At 64.1% G+C, this 19876-nt stretch carries 21 protein-coding genes; 14 read left to right on the plus strand and 7 right to left on the minus strand.

Features of this window, described 5'->3' with window-relative positions; translation table 11 throughout:
* Positions 1 to 227: 227 nt before the first annotated feature.
* The 11 genes from ACODTW_RS14795 to ACODTW_RS14845 all read left to right on the plus strand — a co-directional run bounded on the left by ACODTW_RS14795 (position 228) and on the right by ACODTW_RS14845 (position 8333).
* Positions 228 to 839 (plus strand): ribonuclease D, encoded by a 612-nt coding sequence (locus ACODTW_RS14795; RefSeq protein ID WP_488946792.1) that lies wholly within the window; start codon positions 228 to 230, stop codon positions 837 to 839.
* 117 nt (positions 840 to 956) lie between these two features.
* Positions 957 to 1637: an LPS export ABC transporter periplasmic protein LptC gene (lptC, locus tag ACODTW_RS14800; protein WP_488946793.1), complete on the plus strand. Its 681-nt coding sequence runs from the start codon at positions 957 to 959 to the stop codon at positions 1635 to 1637.
* Positions 1634 to 2599, plus strand: coding sequence for an LptA/OstA family protein (locus ACODTW_RS14805; RefSeq protein ID WP_488946794.1), 966 nt, complete (start codon positions 1634 to 1636; stop codon positions 2597 to 2599). The genes lptC and ACODTW_RS14805 overlap by 4 nt, the downstream gene beginning before the upstream one ends.
* Positions 2596 to 3387, plus strand: a complete 792-nt coding sequence (gene lptB / locus ACODTW_RS14810; RefSeq protein WP_488946795.1) for an LPS export ABC transporter ATP-binding protein — start codon at positions 2596 to 2598, stop codon at positions 3385 to 3387. Before ACODTW_RS14805 ends, lptB begins: the two co-directional genes overlap by 4 nt.
* A 985-nt stretch (positions 3388 to 4372) precedes the next feature.
* Positions 4373 to 4675, plus strand: coding sequence for a BufA1 family periplasmic bufferin-type metallophore (locus tag ACODTW_RS14815; protein ID WP_488946796.1), 303 nt, complete (start codon positions 4373 to 4375; stop codon positions 4673 to 4675).
* 52 nt (positions 4676 to 4727) lie between these two features.
* On the plus strand, positions 4728 to 5591 hold the full coding sequence (gene bufB, locus ACODTW_RS14820) for an MNIO family bufferin maturase (RefSeq protein WP_488946797.1): 864 nt from the start codon (positions 4728 to 4730) through the stop codon (positions 5589 to 5591).
* Positions 5582 to 6334, plus strand: coding sequence for an HvfC/BufC N-terminal domain-containing protein (locus tag ACODTW_RS14825; protein ID WP_488946798.1), 753 nt, complete (start codon positions 5582 to 5584; stop codon positions 6332 to 6334). The genes bufB and ACODTW_RS14825 overlap by 10 nt, the downstream gene beginning before the upstream one ends.
* The gene (locus tag ACODTW_RS14830; RefSeq protein WP_488946799.1) at positions 6331 to 6831 is read left to right on the plus strand and encodes a DoxX family protein; all 501 of its coding nucleotides are present in this window, start codon (positions 6331 to 6333) and stop codon (positions 6829 to 6831) included. The genes ACODTW_RS14825 and ACODTW_RS14830 overlap by 4 nt, the downstream gene beginning before the upstream one ends.
* 3 nt (positions 6832 to 6834) lie before the next feature.
* Positions 6835 to 7110: a hypothetical protein gene (locus ACODTW_RS14835; protein ID WP_488946800.1), complete on the plus strand. Its 276-nt coding sequence runs from the start codon at positions 6835 to 6837 to the stop codon at positions 7108 to 7110.
* 25 nt (positions 7111 to 7135) lie between these two features.
* The gene (locus ACODTW_RS14840; RefSeq protein ID WP_488946801.1) at positions 7136 to 7696 is read left to right on the plus strand and encodes a sigma-70 family RNA polymerase sigma factor; all 561 of its coding nucleotides are present in this window, start codon (positions 7136 to 7138) and stop codon (positions 7694 to 7696) included.
* Positions 7689 to 8333 carry an NrsF family protein gene (locus ACODTW_RS14845; RefSeq protein WP_488946802.1) on the plus strand — a complete coding sequence of 215 codons (645 nt, stop codon included), beginning with the start codon at positions 7689 to 7691 and terminating at the stop codon, positions 8331 to 8333. The genes ACODTW_RS14840 and ACODTW_RS14845 overlap by 8 nt, the downstream gene beginning before the upstream one ends.
* Positions 8334 to 8340: 7 nt before the next feature.
* On the opposite strand, the gene ACODTW_RS14850 is transcribed toward ACODTW_RS14845, so the two are convergent.
* Positions 8341 to 9642: an MFS transporter gene (locus ACODTW_RS14850; RefSeq protein WP_488946803.1), complete on the minus strand. Its 1302-nt coding sequence runs from the start codon at positions 9640 to 9642 to the stop codon at positions 8341 to 8343.
* Complete coding sequence (locus ACODTW_RS14855) at positions 9639 to 10238, minus strand: PadR family transcriptional regulator (RefSeq protein ID WP_488946804.1); 600 nt, start codon at positions 10236 to 10238, stop codon at positions 9639 to 9641. Before ACODTW_RS14855 ends, ACODTW_RS14850 begins: the two co-directional genes overlap by 4 nt.
* Before the next feature lie 278 nt (positions 10239 to 10516).
* On the opposite strand from ACODTW_RS14855, the gene rpoN reads away from it, so the two are divergent.
* The 3 genes from rpoN (at position 10517) to ptsN (ending at position 13305) form a co-directional block, all read left to right on the plus strand.
* Complete coding sequence (gene rpoN / locus ACODTW_RS14860) at positions 10517 to 12049, plus strand: RNA polymerase factor sigma-54 (RefSeq protein WP_488946805.1); 1533 nt, start codon at positions 10517 to 10519, stop codon at positions 12047 to 12049.
* A 116-nt stretch (positions 12050 to 12165) separates the two neighbouring features.
* On the plus strand, positions 12166 to 12777 hold the full coding sequence (gene hpf / locus ACODTW_RS14865) for a ribosome hibernation-promoting factor, HPF/YfiA family (protein ID WP_488946806.1): 612 nt from the start codon (positions 12166 to 12168) through the stop codon (positions 12775 to 12777).
* 69 nt (positions 12778 to 12846) lie between these two features.
* On the plus strand, positions 12847 to 13305 hold the full coding sequence (ptsN, locus tag ACODTW_RS14870) for a PTS IIA-like nitrogen regulatory protein PtsN (protein WP_488946807.1): 459 nt from the start codon (positions 12847 to 12849) through the stop codon (positions 13303 to 13305).
* A 163-nt stretch (positions 13306 to 13468) separates the two neighbouring features.
* Here ptsN and ACODTW_RS14875 read toward each other — a convergent pair whose 3' ends face one another.
* The 5 genes from ACODTW_RS14875 to ACODTW_RS14895 all read right to left on the minus strand — a co-directional run bounded on the left by ACODTW_RS14875 (position 13469) and on the right by ACODTW_RS14895 (position 19873).
* Positions 13469 to 13861, minus strand: a complete 393-nt coding sequence (locus ACODTW_RS14875; protein WP_488946808.1) for a hypothetical protein — start codon at positions 13859 to 13861, stop codon at positions 13469 to 13471.
* A 227-nt stretch (positions 13862 to 14088) separates the two neighbouring features.
* A complete protein-coding gene (gene gltB, locus ACODTW_RS14880) occupies positions 14089 to 18630 on the minus strand; it encodes a glutamate synthase large subunit (protein WP_488946809.1) in 4542 nt (1513 codons plus the stop codon).
* A gap of 2 nt (positions 18631 to 18632) precedes the next feature.
* A complete protein-coding gene (locus ACODTW_RS14885; protein WP_488946810.1) occupies positions 18633 to 19295 on the minus strand; it encodes a glutathione S-transferase family protein in 663 nt (220 codons plus the stop codon).
* A gap of 31 nt (positions 19296 to 19326) precedes the next feature.
* On the minus strand, positions 19327 to 19608 hold the full coding sequence (locus ACODTW_RS14890) for a DUF2442 domain-containing protein (RefSeq protein ID WP_488946811.1): 282 nt from the start codon (positions 19606 to 19608) through the stop codon (positions 19327 to 19329).
* Between the two features lie 4 nt (positions 19609 to 19612).
* The gene (locus ACODTW_RS14895) at positions 19613 to 19873 is read right to left on the minus strand and encodes a DUF4160 domain-containing protein (RefSeq protein WP_488946812.1); all 261 of its coding nucleotides are present in this window, start codon (positions 19871 to 19873) and stop codon (positions 19613 to 19615) included.
* Positions 19874 to 19876: the final 3 nt, after the last annotated feature.

Raw genomic sequence — 19876 nt, forward strand, 5'->3', positions numbered from 1 at the left:
TCGAGTCTTCTTCTGGGCACCATCCGCAAGTAACGCTCTTAAGGCCGCCGGTTCATACCGGCGGCCTTAAGCGTTTCTGGGCCCGGCCTTCCCGGCCCCCTTCCCCGGCATCGGACCCTTGCGGCATCGCCCCTTGCGGTACAGCGGCCGGCAACCGATAAGGAAAGGATGCGGTGGCCCGGATGACCGGACCGCCGAAGGATATTCATTGCCCAAGGACCCTGCCCATGACGATCTCCCTTTACGATGGTGACCTGCCCGACGGTCTTGACCTGGGTCCCGTGGTGGCTGTCGATACGGAGACGATGGGCCTGAATCCGCACCGTGACCGGCTGTGCCTGGTGCAGCTGTCCGCCGGTGACGGCAATGCCCATCTGGTGCAGATCCGCAAGGGCCAGACGCTGGCCCCCAACCTGAAGCGCCTGATGGAAGATCCGGCGGTGCTGAAGCTGTTCCACTTCGCCCGCTTCGACGTGGCCGTGCTGTACAAGGCGCTGGGCATCACCTGCGCGCCCATCTACTGCACCAAGATCACGTCCAAGCTGGTCCGCACCTCCACCGACCGGCACGGGTTGAAGGATCTGTGCAAGGAGTTGACGGGGATCGAGCTGTCCAAGCAGCAGCAGTCCAGCGACTGGGGTGCGGCCGAACTGAACGAGGAGCAGCTGAAATACGCAGCGTCCGACGTGCTGTACCTGCACCAGATCAAGGAAAAGCTGGATGCGCTGCTGGAACGCGAAGGCCGGCGCGAACTGGCCGAAGCCTGCTTCGCCTTCCTGCCGGCGCGGGGCAAGCTGGACCTGCTGGGCTGGGAAGAACCCGACATCTTCGCCCATTAATGCCGCATGGCGGGCATGAGGGCCGGCAATCTGTGCGACCCGTCACAGAATTGCCGCCTTAACCAGCCAATCCTCCGCACCAGCAATATCTTCGCACCGAAAGACGGCCCCGCCGCGATGTCAGTCAACCCGTCCCCGTCGACCAACCGGCCGATACCGGCACGCCTTGCGGCGGGCGGCGGGCACGACCCCTACGCCCATACGCGGGTGGTGCGGGCGGCGCGCATTGCGCTGCCAGCCGTCGCGGGTCTGGTGCTGGTGACTGTTTTCGTCTGGCCGCTGTTCGGTGGATCGTCGGACAAGACGCGCCCCGGCCCGGCCCAGGGCGACCTGGAACTGACCCAGGCCCGCTATCTGGGCACGGATACCAGCGATCAGCCGTTCGAGATCAAGGCCAACCGGGTGGCACAACAGGGCGGCGGCGGCTCCATCGTGGATTTGACAGCGCCACAGGCCGATATCACCCTGAAGCGCGGCGCGTGGCTGTCCATGACGGCACAACGGGGTCGCTACGACCAGGACAGCCAGGTCCTGGCGCTGATGGGTACCGTGTCCTTCTTCCACGGCTCGGGCTATGAGTTGCGGACCGAAGAAGCAACATTGGATGTGAAGCGGAACCTGGCCTGGGGCAACCGCCCCGTGGAAGGTCAGGGGCCGATGGGCATGGTGGAGGCCGGTGGCTTCCGCGTGCTGAATGACGGCGACGTGCTGGTCTTCACGGGCCATGCGCGGCTGCGGGCCTTCGGGGCCGGAGCCAAGGCCGGTGACAATGACAAGCCGGGGGAAACGGCGCCATGAGGGGTACCAAGATGCGACGCAACGGTTGGGGGCACTGGCTGGCGCCTGTGGCGCTGGGCCTGTCGCTGGCCGCCGGCACCGGTCTGGCCCAACAGGCACCGACCCCACAGGACGCGCCCGCGGCCACCCCCTCGCTGGAAATTGGCGGGTCGAAGCCCATTGATGTCGATGCCCCTGCCGGCTTTGAATATCATGACAAGTTGCAGGTCGCCATCGCGCGCGGCGGCGCCACCGCCACACAGGGCGACATGGTGCTGACAGCCGACACGCTGGCCGCCTATTTCCGCAAGACCGCGACGGGCGGGAACGAGGTCTACCGCCTGCTGGCCGAAGGCAATGTGCAACTGAAAAATGGCGAGCGCACGGCCCATGGTTCCCGCGCCATCTATGACCTGGACCGGTCGGTCGCCGTGCTGACGGGCGAAGGGCTGCGCCTGACCACGCCGGAAGAAACGGTGACGGCGCGTGACAGTCTGGAATATTGGCGCGATCAGGAGCTGGCCGTGGCGCGCGGTGATGCGCTGGCAGCAAGGCCCAAGGATCGGGTCCGCGCCGACAAGCTGGTGGCCCTGCTGGCCCGCGATGCCCAGGACAAGCTGGGGCTGAGCCGGGTCGACGCCGAAGGCGGCGTCGTCATCACCACCCAATCGGAAACGGCCCGCGGTGACAAGGGCACCTATGATCTGGACAGTGAACTGGCCCTGCTGACCGGCAATGTCCGCGTCACCCGTGGCCAGAACCAGCTGAACGGCCCCGCGGCGGAGGTCGATCTGAAATCCGGTGTAAGCCGCATCCTGTCGCGCGTGCCGGGATCGCCCGCACCCGCCGCCCCGGCCAAGCCGTCGACCACCAACGGCGGCGACAACCGCGTGCGCGGCCTGTTCATTCCCAACGAAAAGGGCGAAGGCGGCGTGCCGCAGCAGCCCAAGCCACCCGCCAACCCGCAGGGGAGCAAGCCATGACGAAGCCGACCAAGGACAGCGCCCCCACGGGTGCCCCGACCAGCGGTCCCCGCCTGGTGGCGGAGAATTCGGGCCTCGTGGCCTCCCGCCTGGGCAAGTCCTACAAGGGCCGCCCCGTACTGCGCGATATCAGCCTGTCGGTGAACCGGGGCGAGGCCGTGGGCCTGCTGGGTCCCAACGGGGCGGGCAAGACCACCTGCTTTTATATGATCACCGGCCTGATCCTGCCTGACCATGGCACGATCACGCTGGACGGTGTGGATGTCACCAACCTGCCCATGTACCGCCGCGCCCGGCTGGGCATCGGCTATCTGCCGCAGGAAGCCAGCATCTTCCGCGGCCTGTCGGTGGAAAACAACATCCGCGCCGTGCTGGAGGTGGTGGAGCCCGACCGCGATGTGCGTGAACAGCGGCTGGATGAACTGCTGGCCGAATTCTCCATCAGCCATCTGCGCCGCACCCCGGCCATCGCGCTGTCGGGTGGTGAGCGTCGCCGCGCCGAAATCGCCCGCGCCCTGGCCAGCCAGCCGCATTTCATCCTGCTGGACGAACCGTTCGCCGGTGTCGATCCGATCGCCGTGAATGAAATCCGCGAACTGGTCGCCCATCTGCGCGAACGCGGCATCGGCGTGCTGATCACCGACCATAATGTGCGCGAGACACTGGACATCGTCGACCGCGCCTACATCCTGCATGACGGCGTCGTGCTGATGGAAGGCGCGCCGTCAGAGATCGTGGCCCACAAGGATGTGCGCCGCGTCTATCTGGGCGAACGCTTCACGATGTGATGACGAGGCTGATGGTAGTGTCTCATGCCAGTGTCATCAAATTCGGACTTGTCAGACCTTGATGACTTCGGCGGCACAGGCAGCCACCGTTCCAATCAGCGGGGATGCCAAATGCGAGCTTTCTTGAGCTTGGTATTCGTTTGAAATTTACGCTGGTAGCACATCAAAGATACGCTCCGCTCGCATTGTAAGCAGCATCCTCGGCGGCCTACCTTTAGGCCACGGGGCGAATCCATTTTCTATCAGCCAAATCCCAATGTCTTGACTGATTAACTCACGACAAGTGCCATTCCAAAAAGAGGGCTTATCGATATTCGCAATTGCCGGCGCTAGCCGGCCAGGAAGGTACAATGCAACAGTACCCCATCTTCTTTGGAAGAATGCGTCTCGGGCATTAACGGGTATTTTGAAACCATAGCCAGCGCCACTGGTATGGTATTTTCCATTGTTCCAAGCTTGGGCGAGAAACGAACCTTTAGACATACGCCTCTCCGATCCAAAATTCGGCAGCGAAAACTACAGCACCTTGTACGATCATGACATGACGCTCAAGGACAGGCGAGCCGCCTTAAAAGGGTGAACTGCAAATACAATTCCAATTAGGCCTCCTCTCGGGCCGATGACCTTACAACCCCCAACTGTTATGCTCGTTATATCAATGATGTAGCTTCACTAGAATTCTCAGAGCACGCTTCCCAGCCACCCAAAGAGCAACCTTCGGTGGGTTACGTCATGTTGCAGAGTTGCCCTTCACTCGGAGACCGCAGATCTCATTCTCTGAGACATCCCCTGTTATGTTGCGTTTGGCTGCAAGGGAGGAAATGGCTGGCACTTTCGCGCCGACTGCCCATGCCAGCAGGTCAGAATTTTTCCGAGGTGACAAAAAAATCTTACCGACCGCGTAACCTTTCCTGGGCTGCGTCGAATGACAGGATACGGGCGCCGATGACGGCTCCCTTCCCTGCCATCGAAGGAAACGCATTCCATGAACACGACCGCCCGCTTCACCGCCCTGACCCTTGGCGCTGCTTTTGCCGGTGCCCTGTCCCTGGCCGCCATCGCCGCCCCCGCCAATGCCGCCGAAGGGGAGAAGGTCCATTGCTATGGCGTGGCCAAGGCCGGTGAGAATGACTGCGCCAACAAGGCCGCGGGCCATTCCTGCGCCACGCAGTCCAAGGTCGATTACAGCGGCCAGGACTTCAAGGCCATGACCAAGGAAGCCTGCGAAGCCGCCAAGGGCAGCCTGACGGCCTACGAAGGCGCCAACCCGGCCATGATGAAGAAGTAACCAGATCCCGGTGACCCGACCTCACCGGGAACAGGTATAAGGCCCGCCTCCGATGCACCCGCCAGCCAGCCCCCACCCTCGTCCCCTGGTTGCCCCTGCCGTCGCGGGGGTGGGGCTGCGGCACGCCCATGTCGCCGACTTCCTGGCGGCGCCGCAGCCTGTGGGCTGGCTGGAGGTGCATTCGGAAAATTACCTCTGCGCCGGCGGTCCCCGTCTGGCGCAGCTGGAACGGCTGCGGCGGGACTATCCGGTCTCCTTCCATTCCGTTGCCCTGTCCCTGGGCGCGGCCGACGGGGTGGATGGGGACCATCTGTCCCGCCTGCGCACTCTCTATGACCGGTTCGAACCCTGCCTGACCTCCGACCATCTGGCCTGGTGCGGACTGGCCGGCACGCATGTGCCGGACCTGCTGCCCCTGCCCTTGACGGCGCAGACGCTGGAGATCGTCACCCGCAACGTGTCTCGCGCCCAGGATGGGCTGGGACGGCGCCTGCTGGTGGAAAACCCCTCCCTGTATGTCCGCTTCACCGCCGACCAGATGGACGAGGGGGAATTTCTGGCGGCCCTGGTGGCCCGCACGGGCTGCGGCCTGCTGCTGGACATCAATAACCTGCATGTCAGCGCCCATAACCGGGGACGCGATGCGGCGGCCATGCTGTCCCGATTCCCGGCCGATGCCATCGGCGAATATCATCTGGCCGGGCATACGCGGGTGGAAATCGACGGCGCGCCGCTGCTGATCGATGACCATGGCAGCCCCGTGCCCGATCCGGTCTGGTCGCTTTATGACCAGGCCATCCGCCGGTTCGGTCCCCGGCCGACCCTGGTGGAATGGGACACCAACCTGCCGCCGCTGTCCCTGCTGCTGGAACAGGCGGCCATGGCCGACCGGATACGGGAGGCCACATGCTGCTGACCCTGCAACAGGCCATGATGGCCGCCTGCTACGGCGCCCCTGACGGCTATGCCGCCACCCTGCCGCATCTGGCGGATGGCGGCGTGCCGGCGGACAAGGCGCTTTATATCCACACCGCCACCGTCACCGCCGCCCTGACCGGGGTGCTGGCCCAAGCCTATCCGGCCGTGGCGGCACGGCTGGGGGAGACGGAATTCGCGGCGGCGGCACGGGATTTTCTGCGCCGCCATCCGCCGGCGGCGGGGGTGCTGTCCGCCTATGGCAAAGGCTTCGCCGCGGCACTGCCCCCCTCCCAGCGGGCGTTCGCAGCGGCGGACTGGGCGACACAGCAGGCTTATTTCGCTGCCGATTCGGATGCATTGACGCCCGCCATGCTGTCGGCCCTTCCGCCTGACGCCCTGGCCGGCCTGCCGATGACCCTGGTGCCCTCGGCCAGTCTGGTTGATGGGGATGTCGATCAGGGGCGGGAATGGCAGACCTTGCGTCCCGACATCGCCTTCCTCGCCCCGCCGCTGCCTCTGGACGGGCTGTCCGGCCTGCTGATCTGGCGGGGTCCGGACCTGCTGGTGGCGGCAACGATCCTGCCGGCCGACGCGGTCGGATTGCTGCGGGCATTGCAGCACGGCACGCCGCTGCTGGAAGCGGCCGCCATGCTGGAAAACCCTGACCTGCTCCCTTCCCTGCTGGCGCTGCTGCTCACCCATGGGTTGCTGGCGGCCACGACCCCGACGGTGACCCTATGATCAAGCGCCTGCTCTGCTTCCTGACCGATCCCGGCCCCACGACCGCTGCCCCCTGGACCCTGCGCGGGCCGGCGGCGCTGGTTCTGCTGGCGGGTCGGATCTGGCTGGCCTGGCCTTTTGCCACCGCAGGCTGGCACCGGGTCTTTACCTGGGATGCGCAGGAGTTCCTGTTCACCCAGGTGCATCCCGTGCCGCTGCTGCCGGCCATGATCGCGGCCCCCCTGACCACGGGGGCGGAAATCGCGCTCAGCCTGTCGCTGATCCTGGGGCTGTTCGGCCGGGTCGGGGCGGCGGGGCTGGCCGTCATGGCGGCCACCCTGTTCCTGGTCATCGGCCGCACGCCGCAGGGGATCGAAAATGGCATCGCCATCGCTTCAGAACAGGTTCCCTGGATACTGGTTGGTGGGGCACTCTTCATCCTGGGGCCCGGCGCTTTGTCGGCCGACGCCCTGGCCCGCCGTTTCCTGCGGAGCCGCCCCGATCCAGCCACGAGGTGACGCATGAATATCCTGAAACGCCTTGCCCTTGGGTTCCTGCTGTTCTGCGCGGCGCCTGCCATGGCGGCACTCGCCCAGGATTCCGGCAATCAGACGATGAGCGCGTCGGAAAAAGCCCAAAAACAGGAAGCGAACGAGGAAGCCGAAAGGCTGTGCAAAAGCATCAAGGACCAGGATAAATTCTATGAGTGCCTTGACCTCTATTTCCTGGACGCCGCCAAGTTCAAGGCGTTCCTGGAACAGAACGGCGTTGCCCGGCCCGACAAGCCGAAGCAATGACGATAACCCGGCCGACGGGGGCGCCATGCCGGTAGGTGACACGGGCGAGCGGGAACTGGGCCTGCTGCTGGTTGCAGCGCAGGAAGGGGATGGTGCGGCCTATGCCGCCTTCCTGCGCGCTGCCGTGCCCGTCATCCGCGCCATCGGCCGGGGCAAGCTGGCGCGGGCGGCCGATCTGGATGATTTCGTGCAGGACACGCTGCTGGCCCTGCACCAGGCGCGGGCGACCTACCAGCCGGGGCGGCCCGTGCTGCCCTGGCTGTCGACCATCGCCCGCAACCGGCTGACCGATGCCCTGCGCCGGACCTATCGCCGCCGGGCGGTGGAGACGGACTATGACGAGGAGCGGGATACCGGCGTCGCCCAGCCGGAGCCCGATCCCGAACCGGCCCTGGCCCTGGGCCCGCTGCTGTCGCAATTGCCCGAACGACAGCGGCTGGCCATCGACATGCTGAAGGTAAAGGGCATGAGCCTGCGGGAAGCGTCGGATGCCAGCGGCGTCAGCATCGGGGCGCTGAAGGTGGCGGTGCATCGCGGGATCGCGGGCTTGCGCCAAATGTTGCGGAAGGATGTGGAGAATGGCTGACCTGGGGATCTTGATCGAGCGGCTGAGCAGCGAGAGCACGCAAGTGCATCGCCTGCCCACGCCCCTGGTCCGGCTGGCCCGCTGGGCGGCCCTGTCCATCGGGCTGATGCTGCTGGCCACCACCTGGCACGGCATCCGGCCGGACCTGTCCATCGTTGCCGGGCAGCCGCTATGGCTGGTCGAACAGGTGCTGGCGGTGGCAACGGCGCTGCTGGCCGGCTTTGCCGCCATCTCCTTCTCTGTACCGGGCCGGCGGGTGTGGGAACGGCTGATCTGGCTGCCGGCCGCCGGTTTCTGGCTGCTGACCCTGTGGGAAAGCAGCCGGCCGATGGCCGAATCGCAGGAGATGCCGGGGCTGCTGCACCTGTTCTGCCCCTATTGCTTCCCGCTGATCGCCATCGGCTCTGCCCTGTTCCTGGCCATCGACATGCGCCGGGCCGCCCCCGTGGCGCCGGTGCGGATGATGGCCCTGCTGCTGATCGCGGGCGGCGGCATGGCGATCTTCGGGGAGCGCATGATCCATGATGATCTGGACGCCCCCTGGCTGATCGCTATCCAGGCGCTGTCGGTGCTGGCCGCCGGCGCCATGCTGGCCCCGCTGGGACGCCTGCTGTTCCGCTGGCGCCGGCAGCGCTGAACCGGGATCAGGCCGGGTCGACCGCCGGCTGTTCCCGCACATGCCGGATCGGCGTCAGGATGATGCCGATCACGGCGACGCTGGTAAGAAAGACGCCTGTGCCGACCAGCATCTGCGTGACCGAGACATGGCGCAGCAGCGCACCGGTGGCCGCGGCCGACAGCGGCCCCATGCCCATGAAGATGAACATGAACAGGGCCATGGCCCGGCCCAGCATGGATGGGGGAACCTGGCGCTGCATCCAGGTCCAGACCCGGACCTGGACGATCCCCGCCAGTCCACCGACCGCAAACAGCAGCACAGCCAGCTGCCAGGTGACGGTCAGATAGGCCGTGGGCAGGAACAGCAGCCCGACCAAAGCATCCACGGTCAGGATGGTCAGCCCCAGCGTGCCCAGACGCAGACCCGGCCGCGCCGCGGACAGGGCGAATCCGGCCAGGGTGCCCGCCCCATGCGCGGCCATGATCGCGCCCAACGCTCCGGCGCCGCCGGCCAGATTCTGATCGACCAGCACCGGCAGCCCCACCTGCACGGGACCGGAGACGCACAGGGCCGTGCAGGCGAAATAAAGGCACAGCGCACGCAGATGCGTATCGCGCCAGAAATGGGCAAGCGCGCTGCCGATGGCGCGCAGCACCGGCTCAGCCCTTGCCGCTGCCTCCGGGGCCTTGGCCGCGACCTTGGCCAGGGTCCAGGCGGAGACGGCGAAGCTGGCCGCATCCAGCAGGAAGGCGACGGCCGTGCCGCTGGCCCTCGCCCCCGTGGCAGCGCCATCGCCGCCACCGCCTGTCAACGCGATCAACAGCCCGGCCAGCGCAGGCCCGGCCAGCAGGCTCAACTGGCGCAGGCCCATCATCACCCCGTTGGCCGCGGCCAGCTGGGCCGGCGGCACGACGGTGGGCAGGATGGAGGTGCCGGCGGGAATGGAAAAGGCACTGGCCAGCCCGATGCACAGGGCCAGCGGATACATCAGCCACAAGGGCAGCGTATCCGCCCAGACCAGCGCGCCCAGCAGACCCAACAGCAGCGTGTTGATATATTTGGTCAACATCAGCACGCGATGGGCCGAATACCGGTCGGTCAACGCCCCACCGACCAGGATGAACAGGGCCCGCGGCACGCCCAGGATCGCCAGTACCAGGCCAAGGGCCAGGCTGTCACCCGTCAGCTTCAGCACCAGCCACGGCATGGCCAGCAGCGTGAACTGGTCCCCCAGCATGGAGATGACCCCGCCGGTCAGCAGCCAGCGGAAATCGGGATTGGCGAACAGGGCGCGGCGCGCGTCCACCGATGCGGCTTGTTTGCTCATGTCTCATTTCCGACAGGCAAGGGGGAATAGGGACCATCGGCAGGCAGCCGGCTGAGCTTGGCGTCCTGTGGCCCTGCCTTCAGGGCCAACAGCATCCGTTCCAGCCACGCCACCTCCAATGCGCTCAGGTCACGCGAATGTTCCATCAGCAGCCGGTTGCCTGTGCCCAGCACCGGGTCCAGCCGCGCCAGCATGCCGGACAGCATCGCCTGCGCCTCACGGCAACAGGCGATGCGCTTTTCAACCAGCGGGATGACCGCCGCAGTGTCGACATGGTGCAGGAACGGCAAGGCCGGGAATAAAGGATGCAGGATCGGGTCATTGTCCGCGAAGCGTTGCACCAGCAGGCTCTGGAACCGCGCCCGACCGCTGTCGGTCAGGGTGTAGATGGTGCGGGCCCCGCCGCGCGCCACCCGTTCCTCCGACACCGGCCTTATATGGCCATCTTTGGCCAATTGTCGGACCGCATAATAGAGTGTGCCGGTATCGATATCGATCCAGCGGTCGATCATCGCCGCCTCAAGGCGGCGCTTGATCTCATAGGGATGCATGTCCTCGCGATGCAGGACACCCAGGATAAGAAGTTCGGCTTTCATAGTTTAATCCAACTAATACAATCCAACCTCCAACGCAAGCGAGAAGGCGCGGACGCGACTTCCCGCAGAAATCAATGGAATAATTTTACCCCGCAATTGGCCTAACTGTTGCAGGCAGGCGGCGGGCGCCGTACCTTGGCGCGTGGAGAACTGCCGACAGGGGTATGCCGGCCGACACAGCCCAAGGCTGTCGGCATTTCCGGATGACCACCAGACGCAGCAGGCTCCGGTGGGGTAACGGGCCTCGGCCCTTCGGCAGAACAGGTTTTTTCGAGAGAATGGCGCTCCAGCAACGGCTCGATATACGGCAGTCACAGTCGCTGGTCATGACGCCGCAGCTGCAGCAGGCGATCAAGCTGCTGCAGCTGTCGAACCTTGAACTGGCCGACTATGTCGACCAGGAGCTGGAACGCAACCCCCTGCTGGAGCGCGACGACGGCGACGGCTGGGCGGACGCACCGACCACCGGTGTGGATCGGGAAGAGGCGGTGGCGCCCCAGGCGGAAGGCCGCATCGCCGACACGGTGGAACTGGCAACCAGCGACCGGATGGGCGCATCGAACGACGCCCCGCTGGATACAGATTACGAGAATGTCTACACCAACAGCTCCGCCGCCGACATGGACAGCGCGGGTCTGGGATCGGGGGAGCAGTTTGGCGACTGGTCTTCCAGGAGCGGTGGATTCGAGGATGATGGCGAGGGGTTCGAAGCGACCCTGACCGAGCGGCCGAAGCTGCGCGACCATCTGGAAGAACAGATCACCATGGATCTGCCCGACCGGCTGGACCGGCTGGTGGCTTTCGCCCTGCTGGATCATCTGGACGAGGCGGGGTATTTCACCGGCAACCTGGAAGAAGTGGCGCTCACGCTGGGCTGCGGGCTGGATCAGGTGGAAGCTGTGCTGAAGCGCATGCAGCGTTTCGATCCTTCCGGCATCTTTGCCCGCACCCTGTCGGAATGTCTGGCCATCCAGCTGCGGGAGAAGAACCGCCTGGACCCCTGCATGCAGGCCCTGCTGGACCATCTGCCCCTGCTGGCCGCCCGCAATCTCCAGGCCTTGCTGAAGGTCTGCGGCTGCGATGCCGACGACATGTCGGACATGGTGGCGGAGATCAAGGCGCTGAACCCAAAGCCGGCGCTGTCCTTCGATTTCGAACCGGTGCAGACCGTCGTTCCCGACATCCTGATGCGCGCCAGCCCCGGCGGCGGCTGGATCGTGGAACTGAACACCGAGACCCTGCCGCGCGTGCTGGTCAACCAGCGCTATCACAGCCGGGTCACCGCCGGCGCACGCAACAAGCAGGAAAAGGAATATATCGCCGAACAGTTCCAGTCGGCGAGCTGGCTGGTGAAAAGCCTGCATCAGCGGGCCAACACCATCCTGAAGGTCGCAACCGAGATTGTGCGCCAGCAGGACGCCTTCTTCCTGCACGGGCTGCAATTCATGAAGCCGCTGATCCTGCGCGACATCGCGGAAGCCATCGGCATGCATGAAAGCACGGTCAGCCGCGTGACCACGAACAAGTTCCTGTCCAGCCCGCGCGGCGTGTTCGAGCTGAAATATTTCTTCACCTCCGCCATCCAGGGCGCCGACGGCCAGGCGGCACATTCGGCCGAGGCTGTGCGTTACCGCATCAAAGCCCTGATCGATGCGGAGAAGCCGGATGACACCTTGTCGGACGATAAAATTGTCGAAATCCTGCGGGCGGACGGGATCGACATTGCACGCCGCACGGTGGCGAAGTATCGTGAAGGCATGAAGATCCCCTCTTCAGTCCAGCGCCGTCGGGAGAAGGCCCTTGGGTTGTAGTCCCTGCGCTGGCCGCTGATGGAAAACCTGTTCTGGGGCACTCCCGGTCTGGATGCCGGCCCCAGGATGACGGTTCCGTCAGGCCCGGTCACGCGCCCTGAAACGACAGGTCAAATATGCAAGTCACCGTCAAAGGCAAGCAACTGGATGTGGGCGATGCTCTGCGGACCCATGTGAAGGATCAGCTGGCATCGATGGTCGGGAAATATTTCGGTAACCCGATGGAGGCGACGGTCATCCTTTCGAAGGATGCGCATCTGTACAAAGCCGATATTCAGGTTCATGTCGGCCGCGGTATCCTGCTGCAGTCCAACGCCGAAGCGACGGAGCCCTATCCCGCCTTCGACGAGGCCGCTGACAAGGTGGCCAAGCGGTTGCGCCGTTACAAGCGCCGCCTGAAGGACCATCATGAGCGGACGACCATCGCTCAGTTGCCCGTGCAGTCGGCCCGCAAATACATCCTGGAAGCCCAGCCGGAAGGCGACGAGGTTGAGGATGAGGTTCCGACCGAACTGAACGGTCACCACGGCACCGTGGTCGCCGAGATGGAAACCAGCATCGAAATGCTGACCGTCAGCGAGGCGGTGATGCGGATGGACCTTGCAGAATTGCCCGCTTTGATGTTCCGTAACCGGGCACATGGCGGTTTGAACATGATCTACCGCCGTGCCGACGGCAATATCGGCTGGGTTGACCCCGCCGGTGCCGCCGGTTCCGTGAAACAGTAAGGCGATGCGTTCCCCATGGCTCTATCCTTGCGTTCCGTATCCCCTTCATTCCAGACACCTTCGGCAGCGATGAATGATCTTTTGACGCCGGAGGCGATCCTCCCGAACCTGAAGGCTGCTTCCAAAAAGCAGGTCCTTCAGGAACTGGCCAAGAAGGCGGCCGATCTGACCGGCCAGCACGAACGGGCCATTTTCGACGTGCTGGTGGAACGTGAACGGCTTGGCACCACGGGCGTGGGGCGCGGCATCGGCATTCCGCACGGCAAGCTGCCGGGCCTGCCCGGTGTCATGGCCATCTTCGCCCGGCTGGAAAAGCCGGTCGATTTCGAAGCGATCGACGAACAGCCGGTGGATCTGATCTGCCTGCTGCTGGCCCCGGAAGGGGCCGGCGCCGATCACCTGAAGGCCCTGGCCCGGGTTTCCCGCGCTCTGCGCGATCCCGTGCTGTGTGACAAGCTGCGTGGGGCGGAGACGGGCGACGCCCTCTATGCCCTGCTGGCCCAGACCGAACAGGTCAACGCCGCCTAACGGCGGGGTAGCTTGTCAGGATTTAAGAAACCGGCGTCCTGGAAACGGGGCGCCGGTTTTGCGTTTGGGGGTCTGTCAGGTTTAGGTTGAAGCGATATTTCCCGTAGCTCTGGCCTACATCGGGGTGACGGTAGAGAATGCTTCAAGGTAAACCAGAAAAACTCTAATCGTGACGCTGAACGACCACAACGCCGATATCGCCTGTGTCCTCTTCAGACCAGACCGCAAATGACAGACGGTCGTCAGGGTATTGAAGAAGGACATGGCGTGACCAGATCGAGATCACCAGATCAATGCATCTTCGAATATGCGGGTCATCCAATTCCCAGTCGCAGCCGACAATCTGTTCCAGAGTGTCGCGGAATACAACGATATTGACCCAGCGCTGAGCCTCGGCGAGGGATGGAAAAGAAGCGACACGGCTTTGCAAGCTGCCATCGTTGAAAATGTCGATGAAGACATGGCCATCGATCTTGGTGAAAGAGGCGGCAGCAAGTTCAAGGATGTTGGGAAGCCCCACTACAAGCGCTTCTGCAAACGGCCTGTCTGTCGTCATTTCGCCACCCCCATCAAACAACCGACATTATGCTTCGCAAGCGTTGCTATTCAATGCCGGAAGGATGCTGGGGGCCCTTCCCTTACCAACTCCCGCCCGACTCCAAGTAAGGATAGATTCGAATCGCCTGAGCCGCCCGCGACTCGGCAACCCGCAGAAATCCTTGCCTCCCGAGTCGCGCCCCCAAAAGAAAAGGGGGCCTTTCGGCCCCCTATCCTTACTTACCCTTACTCGGCGCTCAGTCGTTCCGGTGCTGTAACAGGTACGGCCAGGCGCTTCAGCATTTCCTTCGGCACCACCTGCCAGAACTTGTCGCGGACCAGATCCCAATCGTTGAGAAGCTGGGCGGCCCAGCGGCTGCCCGTCTCGTCGATATGCTCCTGGATCAGCGACTTCAGCTGCTCCTCGTAATGCGGGACTTCCAGCCGCTGCCAGATGACGCTTTCCGGGTTCGCGTACAGCGGGAAGGTGCCTTCCTCGTCATAGACATAGGCCATACCGCCCGTCATGCCGGCACCGAAATTGTCGCCGACCTTGCCCAGGATGACGGCCAGACCACCCGTCATATATTCGCAGCCGTTGGAACCGCAGCCTTCGACCACGACGGTGGCGCCGGAATTGCGCACCGCGAACCGTTCACCGGCCTGGCCGGCGGCGAACAGCTTGCCCGCCGTGGCGCCATACAGCACGGTATTGCCGATGATCGTGTTCTCGTTGGTCTTCAGCGGGCTGGCCGTCAGCGGCCGCACGACGATGGTGCCACCCGACAGGCCCTTGCCGACATAGTCGTTAGCGTCGCCGAACACTTCCAGCTTCAGGCCCTGCACCGCGAAGGCGCCCAGCGACTGGCCGGCGGAACCGCGCAGGCGGACCGTGGCGTGGCCGGGCTGCAGGCCCTTCATGCCGAACTTGCGGGTGATCATGCCCGACAGCGCCGTGCCGATGGCGCGGTGCGTGTTCTGGGCGTGATACTGCATCTGGGTCTTCTCGCCATCCTCGAACAGGGCGCGGGCATCCTCGATCATCTGCTTATCCAGCGTCGGCGGCACCTCGTTGCGGCCTTCCAGCGTGCAGTAACGGGCATATTCGCCCGGATCGGCCACGGCCAGCAGCGGGTTCAGGTCCAGATCATCCAGGTGTGCCGCCCCACGGCTGACCTGATGCAGCAGGTCCGACCGGCCCACCACTTCGCGCAGCTCGCGGAAGCCCAGGCTGGACAGGATCTCGCGCACTTCTTCAGCGATGAAGCTGAACAGGTTGACAACCTTTTCCGGCGTGCCCGTGAACTTCTTGCGCAGGTCTTCATCCTGCACGCAGACGCCGACGGGGCAGGTGTTGGAATGGCACTGGCGGACCATGATGCAGCCCATGGCGACCAGCGCCGCCGTGCCGATGCCGAATTCCTCTGCGCCCAGCATGGCGGCGATGACGATGTCACGGCCGGTCTTCAGGCCGCCATCGGTACGCAGCGTCACGCGGTGGCGCAGACGGTTCAGCGTCAGCACCTGCTGCACTTCCGACAGGCCCATTTCCCAGGGTACGCCGGCATATTTGATGGAGGTCTGGGGCGAAGCACCCGTGCCGCCATTATGGCCCGACACCAGGATGATGTCGGCGCCGGCCTTGGCGACACCGGCCGCGATGGTGCCGATGCCCGACCGCGACACCAGCTTCACGCAGACCTTGGCCGTCGGGTTGATCTGCTTCAGGTCATAGATAAGCTGGGCCAGATCTTCGATCGAATAGATGTCATGGTGCGGCGGCGGGCTGATCAGCATGACGCCCGGCGTGGAATGGCGCAGCTTGGCGATCAGTTCCGTGACCTTGAAACCGGGCAGCTGCCCGCCTTCACCCGGCTTGGCGCCCTGGGCCACCTTGATCTCGATCTCACGACACTGGTTCAGATATTCCGCCGTCACCCCGAAGCGGCCAGAGGCCACCTGCTTGATGGCGCTGTTCCAGTTGTCGCCATTTGCATCGGGCTTGAAGCGCGCCGGGTCCTCGCCGCCCTCCCCGCTTACCGACCGGGCGCCGATGCGGTTCATGGCGACGTTCAGCGTGCCGTGCGCCTCCGGCGACAGGGCGCCCAGCGACATGCCGGGCGTGATGAAGCGCTTGCGCAGGCTCGTGATGCTTTCCACCTCGTCCACCGGCACATTCTTGGCCGCCGGCTTGAAGTCCAGCAGGTCGCGCAGGTTGATGGGCGGGCGCTTGTTCAGCGCTTCGGAATACTTCTTGAAGGTGGAATAGCTGTCGGTGGACACCGCCGTCTGCATCAGGTGGATCAGGCCACCTTCCCAGGCGTGGCGGTCACCGCCCTTGCGGAAGCGGTAGAAGCCGCCGACCGGCAGGGCCACAACCTCGTCGTCATAGGCCATCTTGTGCTGACCCACGACCTCTTCCTGGATGCCGTGCAGGCCCAGGCCGGAGATGCGGGACGGCAGACCGGGGAAATATTCCGCGGCCAGCGAGCGCGACAGGCCAATGGCCTCGAAATTCAAGCCGCCACGATAGGAGCTGATGATGGAGATGCCCATCTTGGACATGACCTTCAGCAGACCATCATTGATGGCCTTCTTGTAGCGCTTCAGGCAGTCCTCCAGGCTCATCGTGCCGAACAGGCCGCGACGATGGCGGTCGGCGATGGCTTCCTGGGCGATATAGGCATTGACCGTGGTGGCGCCGACGCCGATCAGCACCGCGAAATAATGCACGTCCAGACATTCGCCCGACCGCACATTCAGGCTGGTGAAGGTGCGCAGCTGCTGGCGGATCAGATGCGTATGCACCGCACCCGTGGCCAGGATCATGGGCATGGGCGCAAGCCCCGGCCCCATGGCCTCGTCGGTCAGGATGACATGGGTCGCACCACCGCGCACCGCGTCCTCCGCCTCCTGACGGATGCGGCGCAGTCCGTCACGCAGGGCGTTGGGCCCGGCCGACGGGGTGAAGGTGCAGTCGATCTCCGCCGCCGTCGTGCCCATGTACTTGCGCATGGCACGGAATTCAGCACTGGTCAGCACGGGGCTTTCCAGCTGCAGCAGGCGGCACTGGGTCGAATCCTCGTCCAGGATGTTGCCCAGGTTGCCCAGCCGCGTCTTCAGCGACATGACGCGGGTTTCGCGCAGGCTGTCGATGGGCGGGTTGGTGACCTGGGCGAAGTTCTGGCGGAAATAATGGTGCAGGCCGCGATACTTGTCCGACAGCACGGCGATGGGGCTGTCATCGCCCATGGAACCGATCGCTTCCTTGGCATCGTCCACCATGGGCTGCAGGATCAGTTCCAGATCCTCCATGGTGATGCCATAGGCCAGCTGGCGGCGGCGCAACTCGTCCTTGGACAGTTCCGCCGGTTCCACCGGTGCCTTCTTCACCAGATCGTCCAGGACCGTGATCTCGCCGATCCAGCTGCCATAAGGGCTTTGGGCGGCCAGATTGTCCTTGATCTCCCGATCGTGGAACAGCTTGCCTTCCTGCAGGTCGACGGCAATCATCTGCCCCGGCCCCAAGCGGCCCTTTTCCACCACCTGCTGCTCGTTGATCTTGACCATGCCGGTTTCCGAACCGCCGATGATCAGGCCGTCGCCGGTGATGACGTAACGCAGCGGACGCAGGCCGTTGCGATCCACACCGCCCACGACCCAGCGGCCATCATAGATGGCCAGCGCCGCCGGGCCATCCCAGGGCTCCATCACCGCGTTGGAATAGGAATAGAGGTCGCGGTGGGCCTGGGGCATGACCTCCTTGGTCGACCAGGCTTCCGGCACCAGCATGGTCTTGACCATGGGGGCGGAGCGGCCGGCCTTGGTCATCAGTTCGAACACGGCATCCAGCGCGCCGCTGTCGGACGAGCCGACCTGGATGACGGGCTTCAGATCCTCGATCCAGGCACCGAACACCTCATGATCCATGCGGGTTTCATGCGCCTTCATCCAGTTCACGTTGCCGCGCAGCGTGTTGATCTCGCCATTATGGGCCAGCGTGCGGAACGGCTGGGCCAACTGCCAGGTCGGGAAGGTGTTGGTCGAATAACGCTGGTGATAGACGGCGAAATTGCTCTCAAACCGCTCGTCCAACAGGTCGGGATAGAAGGCCGTCAACTGCTCGGCCAGGAACATGCCCTTATAGATGATCGAACGGGCGGACAGCGTGCAGATATAGAAGCCGCCGATCTGTTCGCCAGCCACCGCCTTTTCGATACGCCGGCGGATGATATAGAGATCGCGCTCGAACTCCTCCTCCGGCACATCCTTGGTGTTGCCGATCATGATCTGCTCGATCTCCGGCCGGGTAGCGTTCGCCTTCTCGCCGATGATGGAGATGTCGACCGGCACCTGGCGCCAGCCATAGATGGCATAGCCCCAGTTCAGGATTTCGGTCTCGACGATGGCGCGGCAGCGCTCCTGGGCCGACAGGTCGGTGCGCGGCAGGAAGACCTGGCCGACGGCGATCAGGCCCTTGGGCTCCGGATGGCCCGTGCGAACCACATGTTCGCGGAAGAAGGCCTGGGGCAACTGCACATGGATGCCAGCACCGTCGCCGGTCTTGCCATCGGCGTCCACCGCACCGCGGTGCCACAGGGCGCGCAACGCCTCCACGGCCTTTTCCACCACCTCACGGCGGGGTTTGCCGTCGATCGCCGCCACGAAACCCACACCGCAGGCATCATGCTGCTCGGTATCCACAAAGGCAGTGGTATCCAGCAGGGCCTTGTTGGCGGTGTATTCGGCGGCGAAAATTTCACCGGCGGAGAGGGTGGCGTCGGTCATGGTCAGACCCCTTGACGTTCAGAGGAGAAAGCATCGGCCACGGACAGCGGACTGCCCACAGCGTCGGTGATCTTGATGTGGCTTTCTTGCGCGGCGAACCGGTCAAGCCAGTCACGGATGGCGGGATAGGGGGCCAGGTCGAACCCGCCCTCTTCCGCCACATGGGTGTAGGCGTACAAGGCGATGTCGGCGATGGTCGGGCCCTGTCCGACGAACCAGTCACGGCCCGTCAGGTGGCGTTCCATCAGCTTCAGCGCCGCATGCCCGTTCTCGCGCTTCACAATCAGGGCATGGATGCGTTCCGGGTCCATGGCCACCTTGTGGGTGATCCAGAAGCGGGCGGTGGCGATGTTCGGCTCGTGGCTATACTGTTCCCAGAACAGCCATTGCAGAACGGCGGCCTTGTCCCGGCGGTTGTCCGGCCAGAAGGACGTGCCCTCGGCCAGCCAGCGCAGGATGGCATTGCTTTCGGCCAGAAAATCGCCGGGCGCCAGCCGCAGCAACGGGATACGCCCGTTCGGGTTCAGCGCCAGGAAAGCGTCCGTCCGCGTCTCGGCCGCATCGATATCCATCTCCACCCGCTGGAACGGCAGGTCGAGCTGCGTCAGCAGCCAGCGGCACTTATAGCCGTTCCCGGAAGAAAGGTTGTCATAGAGGCGGAGCATGATGCGGTCGGGTCCTTGGGCGGTCAGACGGTCATTCGGCGGCGGCTTCCGGGTAGTCGCGTTTCAGGTCTTCAGGGTGGGTGCGGTACCAGAGGCTATCGGCGCTGAAGTCGATCTCCTCTGGCCAGCCAAGGTAATAGCCGTCCTCGCCCACATACATTTTCGTGGTGAAAAAGGCCGGATCACCCATGACTGTGCAGACACCACCCATCTCGATGTTCCTTTTGAAATCCACCGTCGAGGTCGCGCCGTGTTTCCAGCGAATTGTTACGGTGAAGTCAGGATTGGCCGTCGCATCTTCAATCCAGTACATGGCCTCACTCCTTGATCATCGGGATCGGCTGCTGTGCGCGAGCATTCGTCCATGACTGATAAAGGGCCGGCAGGTTCCGTCGTGCCCATATCCGAATTTCCCGCAACTCTCGGGTGCTCAACTCGCCCTTCACTTCCGCTACGGACAAATCCGCTAGCATTATCTTTGCGCTGGTGCCTTTGCCTCTGATGTGGAAGTGAGGTTCACCATGGTCATCGTAGAAGAAAACGATGGCAAAGCCCATGATCCAAGCGACAGTCGGCATCCC

It is taken from the genome of Niveispirillum sp. FG148 (assembly GCF_057809655.1).

Bases quoted from the DNA above. Each gene is read 5' to 3' on its own strand.
- ACODTW_RS14795 (WP_488946792.1), top strand. From the start codon at position 228: ATGACGATCTCCCTTTACGATGGTGACCTGCCCGACGGTCTTGACCTG.
- ACODTW_RS14855 (WP_488946804.1), bottom strand. From the start codon at position 10,238: ATGAAAGCCGAACTTCTTATCCTGGGTGTCCTGCATCGCGAGGACATG.
- ACODTW_RS14830 (WP_488946799.1), top strand. From the start codon at position 6,331: ATGATCAAGCGCCTGCTCTGCTTCCTGACCGATCCCGGCCCCACGACC.
- bufB (WP_488946797.1), top strand. From the start codon at position 4,728: ATGCACCCGCCAGCCAGCCCCCACCCTCGTCCCCTGGTTGCCCCTGCC.
- ptsN (WP_488946807.1), top strand. From the start codon at position 12,847: ATGAATGATCTTTTGACGCCGGAGGCGATCCTCCCGAACCTGAAGGCT.
- ACODTW_RS14895 (WP_488946812.1), bottom strand. From the start codon at position 19,873: ATGCCGACTGTCGCTTGGATCATGGGCTTTGCCATCGTTTTCTTCTAC.
- ACODTW_RS14875 (WP_488946808.1), bottom strand. From the start codon at position 13,861: ATGACGACAGACAGGCCGTTTGCAGAAGCGCTTGTAGTGGGGCTTCCC.
- ACODTW_RS14885 (WP_488946810.1), bottom strand. From the start codon at position 19,295: ATGCTCCGCCTCTATGACAACCTTTCTTCCGGGAACGGCTATAAGTGC.
- ACODTW_RS14835 (WP_488946800.1), top strand. From the start codon at position 6,835: ATGAATATCCTGAAACGCCTTGCCCTTGGGTTCCTGCTGTTCTGCGCG.
- ACODTW_RS14815 (WP_488946796.1), top strand. From the start codon at position 4,373: ATGAACACGACCGCCCGCTTCACCGCCCTGACCCTTGGCGCTGCTTTT.
- ACODTW_RS14840 (WP_488946801.1), top strand. From the start codon at position 7,136: ATGCCGGTAGGTGACACGGGCGAGCGGGAACTGGGCCTGCTGCTGGTT.
- ACODTW_RS14850 (WP_488946803.1), bottom strand. From the start codon at position 9,642: ATGAGCAAACAAGCCGCATCGGTGGACGCGCGCCGCGCCCTGTTCGCC.
- lptC (WP_488946793.1), top strand. From the start codon at position 957: ATGTCAGTCAACCCGTCCCCGTCGACCAACCGGCCGATACCGGCACGC.
- ACODTW_RS14825 (WP_488946798.1), top strand. From the start codon at position 5,582: ATGCTGCTGACCCTGCAACAGGCCATGATGGCCGCCTGCTACGGCGCC.
- hpf (WP_488946806.1), top strand. From the start codon at position 12,166: ATGCAAGTCACCGTCAAAGGCAAGCAACTGGATGTGGGCGATGCTCTG.
- ACODTW_RS14845 (WP_488946802.1), top strand. From the start codon at position 7,689: ATGGCTGACCTGGGGATCTTGATCGAGCGGCTGAGCAGCGAGAGCACG.
- gltB (WP_488946809.1), bottom strand. From the start codon at position 18,630: ATGACCGACGCCACCCTCTCCGCCGGTGAAATTTTCGCCGCCGAATAC.
- lptB (WP_488946795.1), top strand. From the start codon at position 2,596: ATGACGAAGCCGACCAAGGACAGCGCCCCCACGGGTGCCCCGACCAGC.
- ACODTW_RS14805 (WP_488946794.1), top strand. From the start codon at position 1,634: ATGAGGGGTACCAAGATGCGACGCAACGGTTGGGGGCACTGGCTGGCG.
- ACODTW_RS14890 (WP_488946811.1), bottom strand. From the start codon at position 19,608: ATGTACTGGATTGAAGATGCGACGGCCAATCCTGACTTCACCGTAACA.
- rpoN (WP_488946805.1), top strand. From the start codon at position 10,517: ATGGCGCTCCAGCAACGGCTCGATATACGGCAGTCACAGTCGCTGGTC.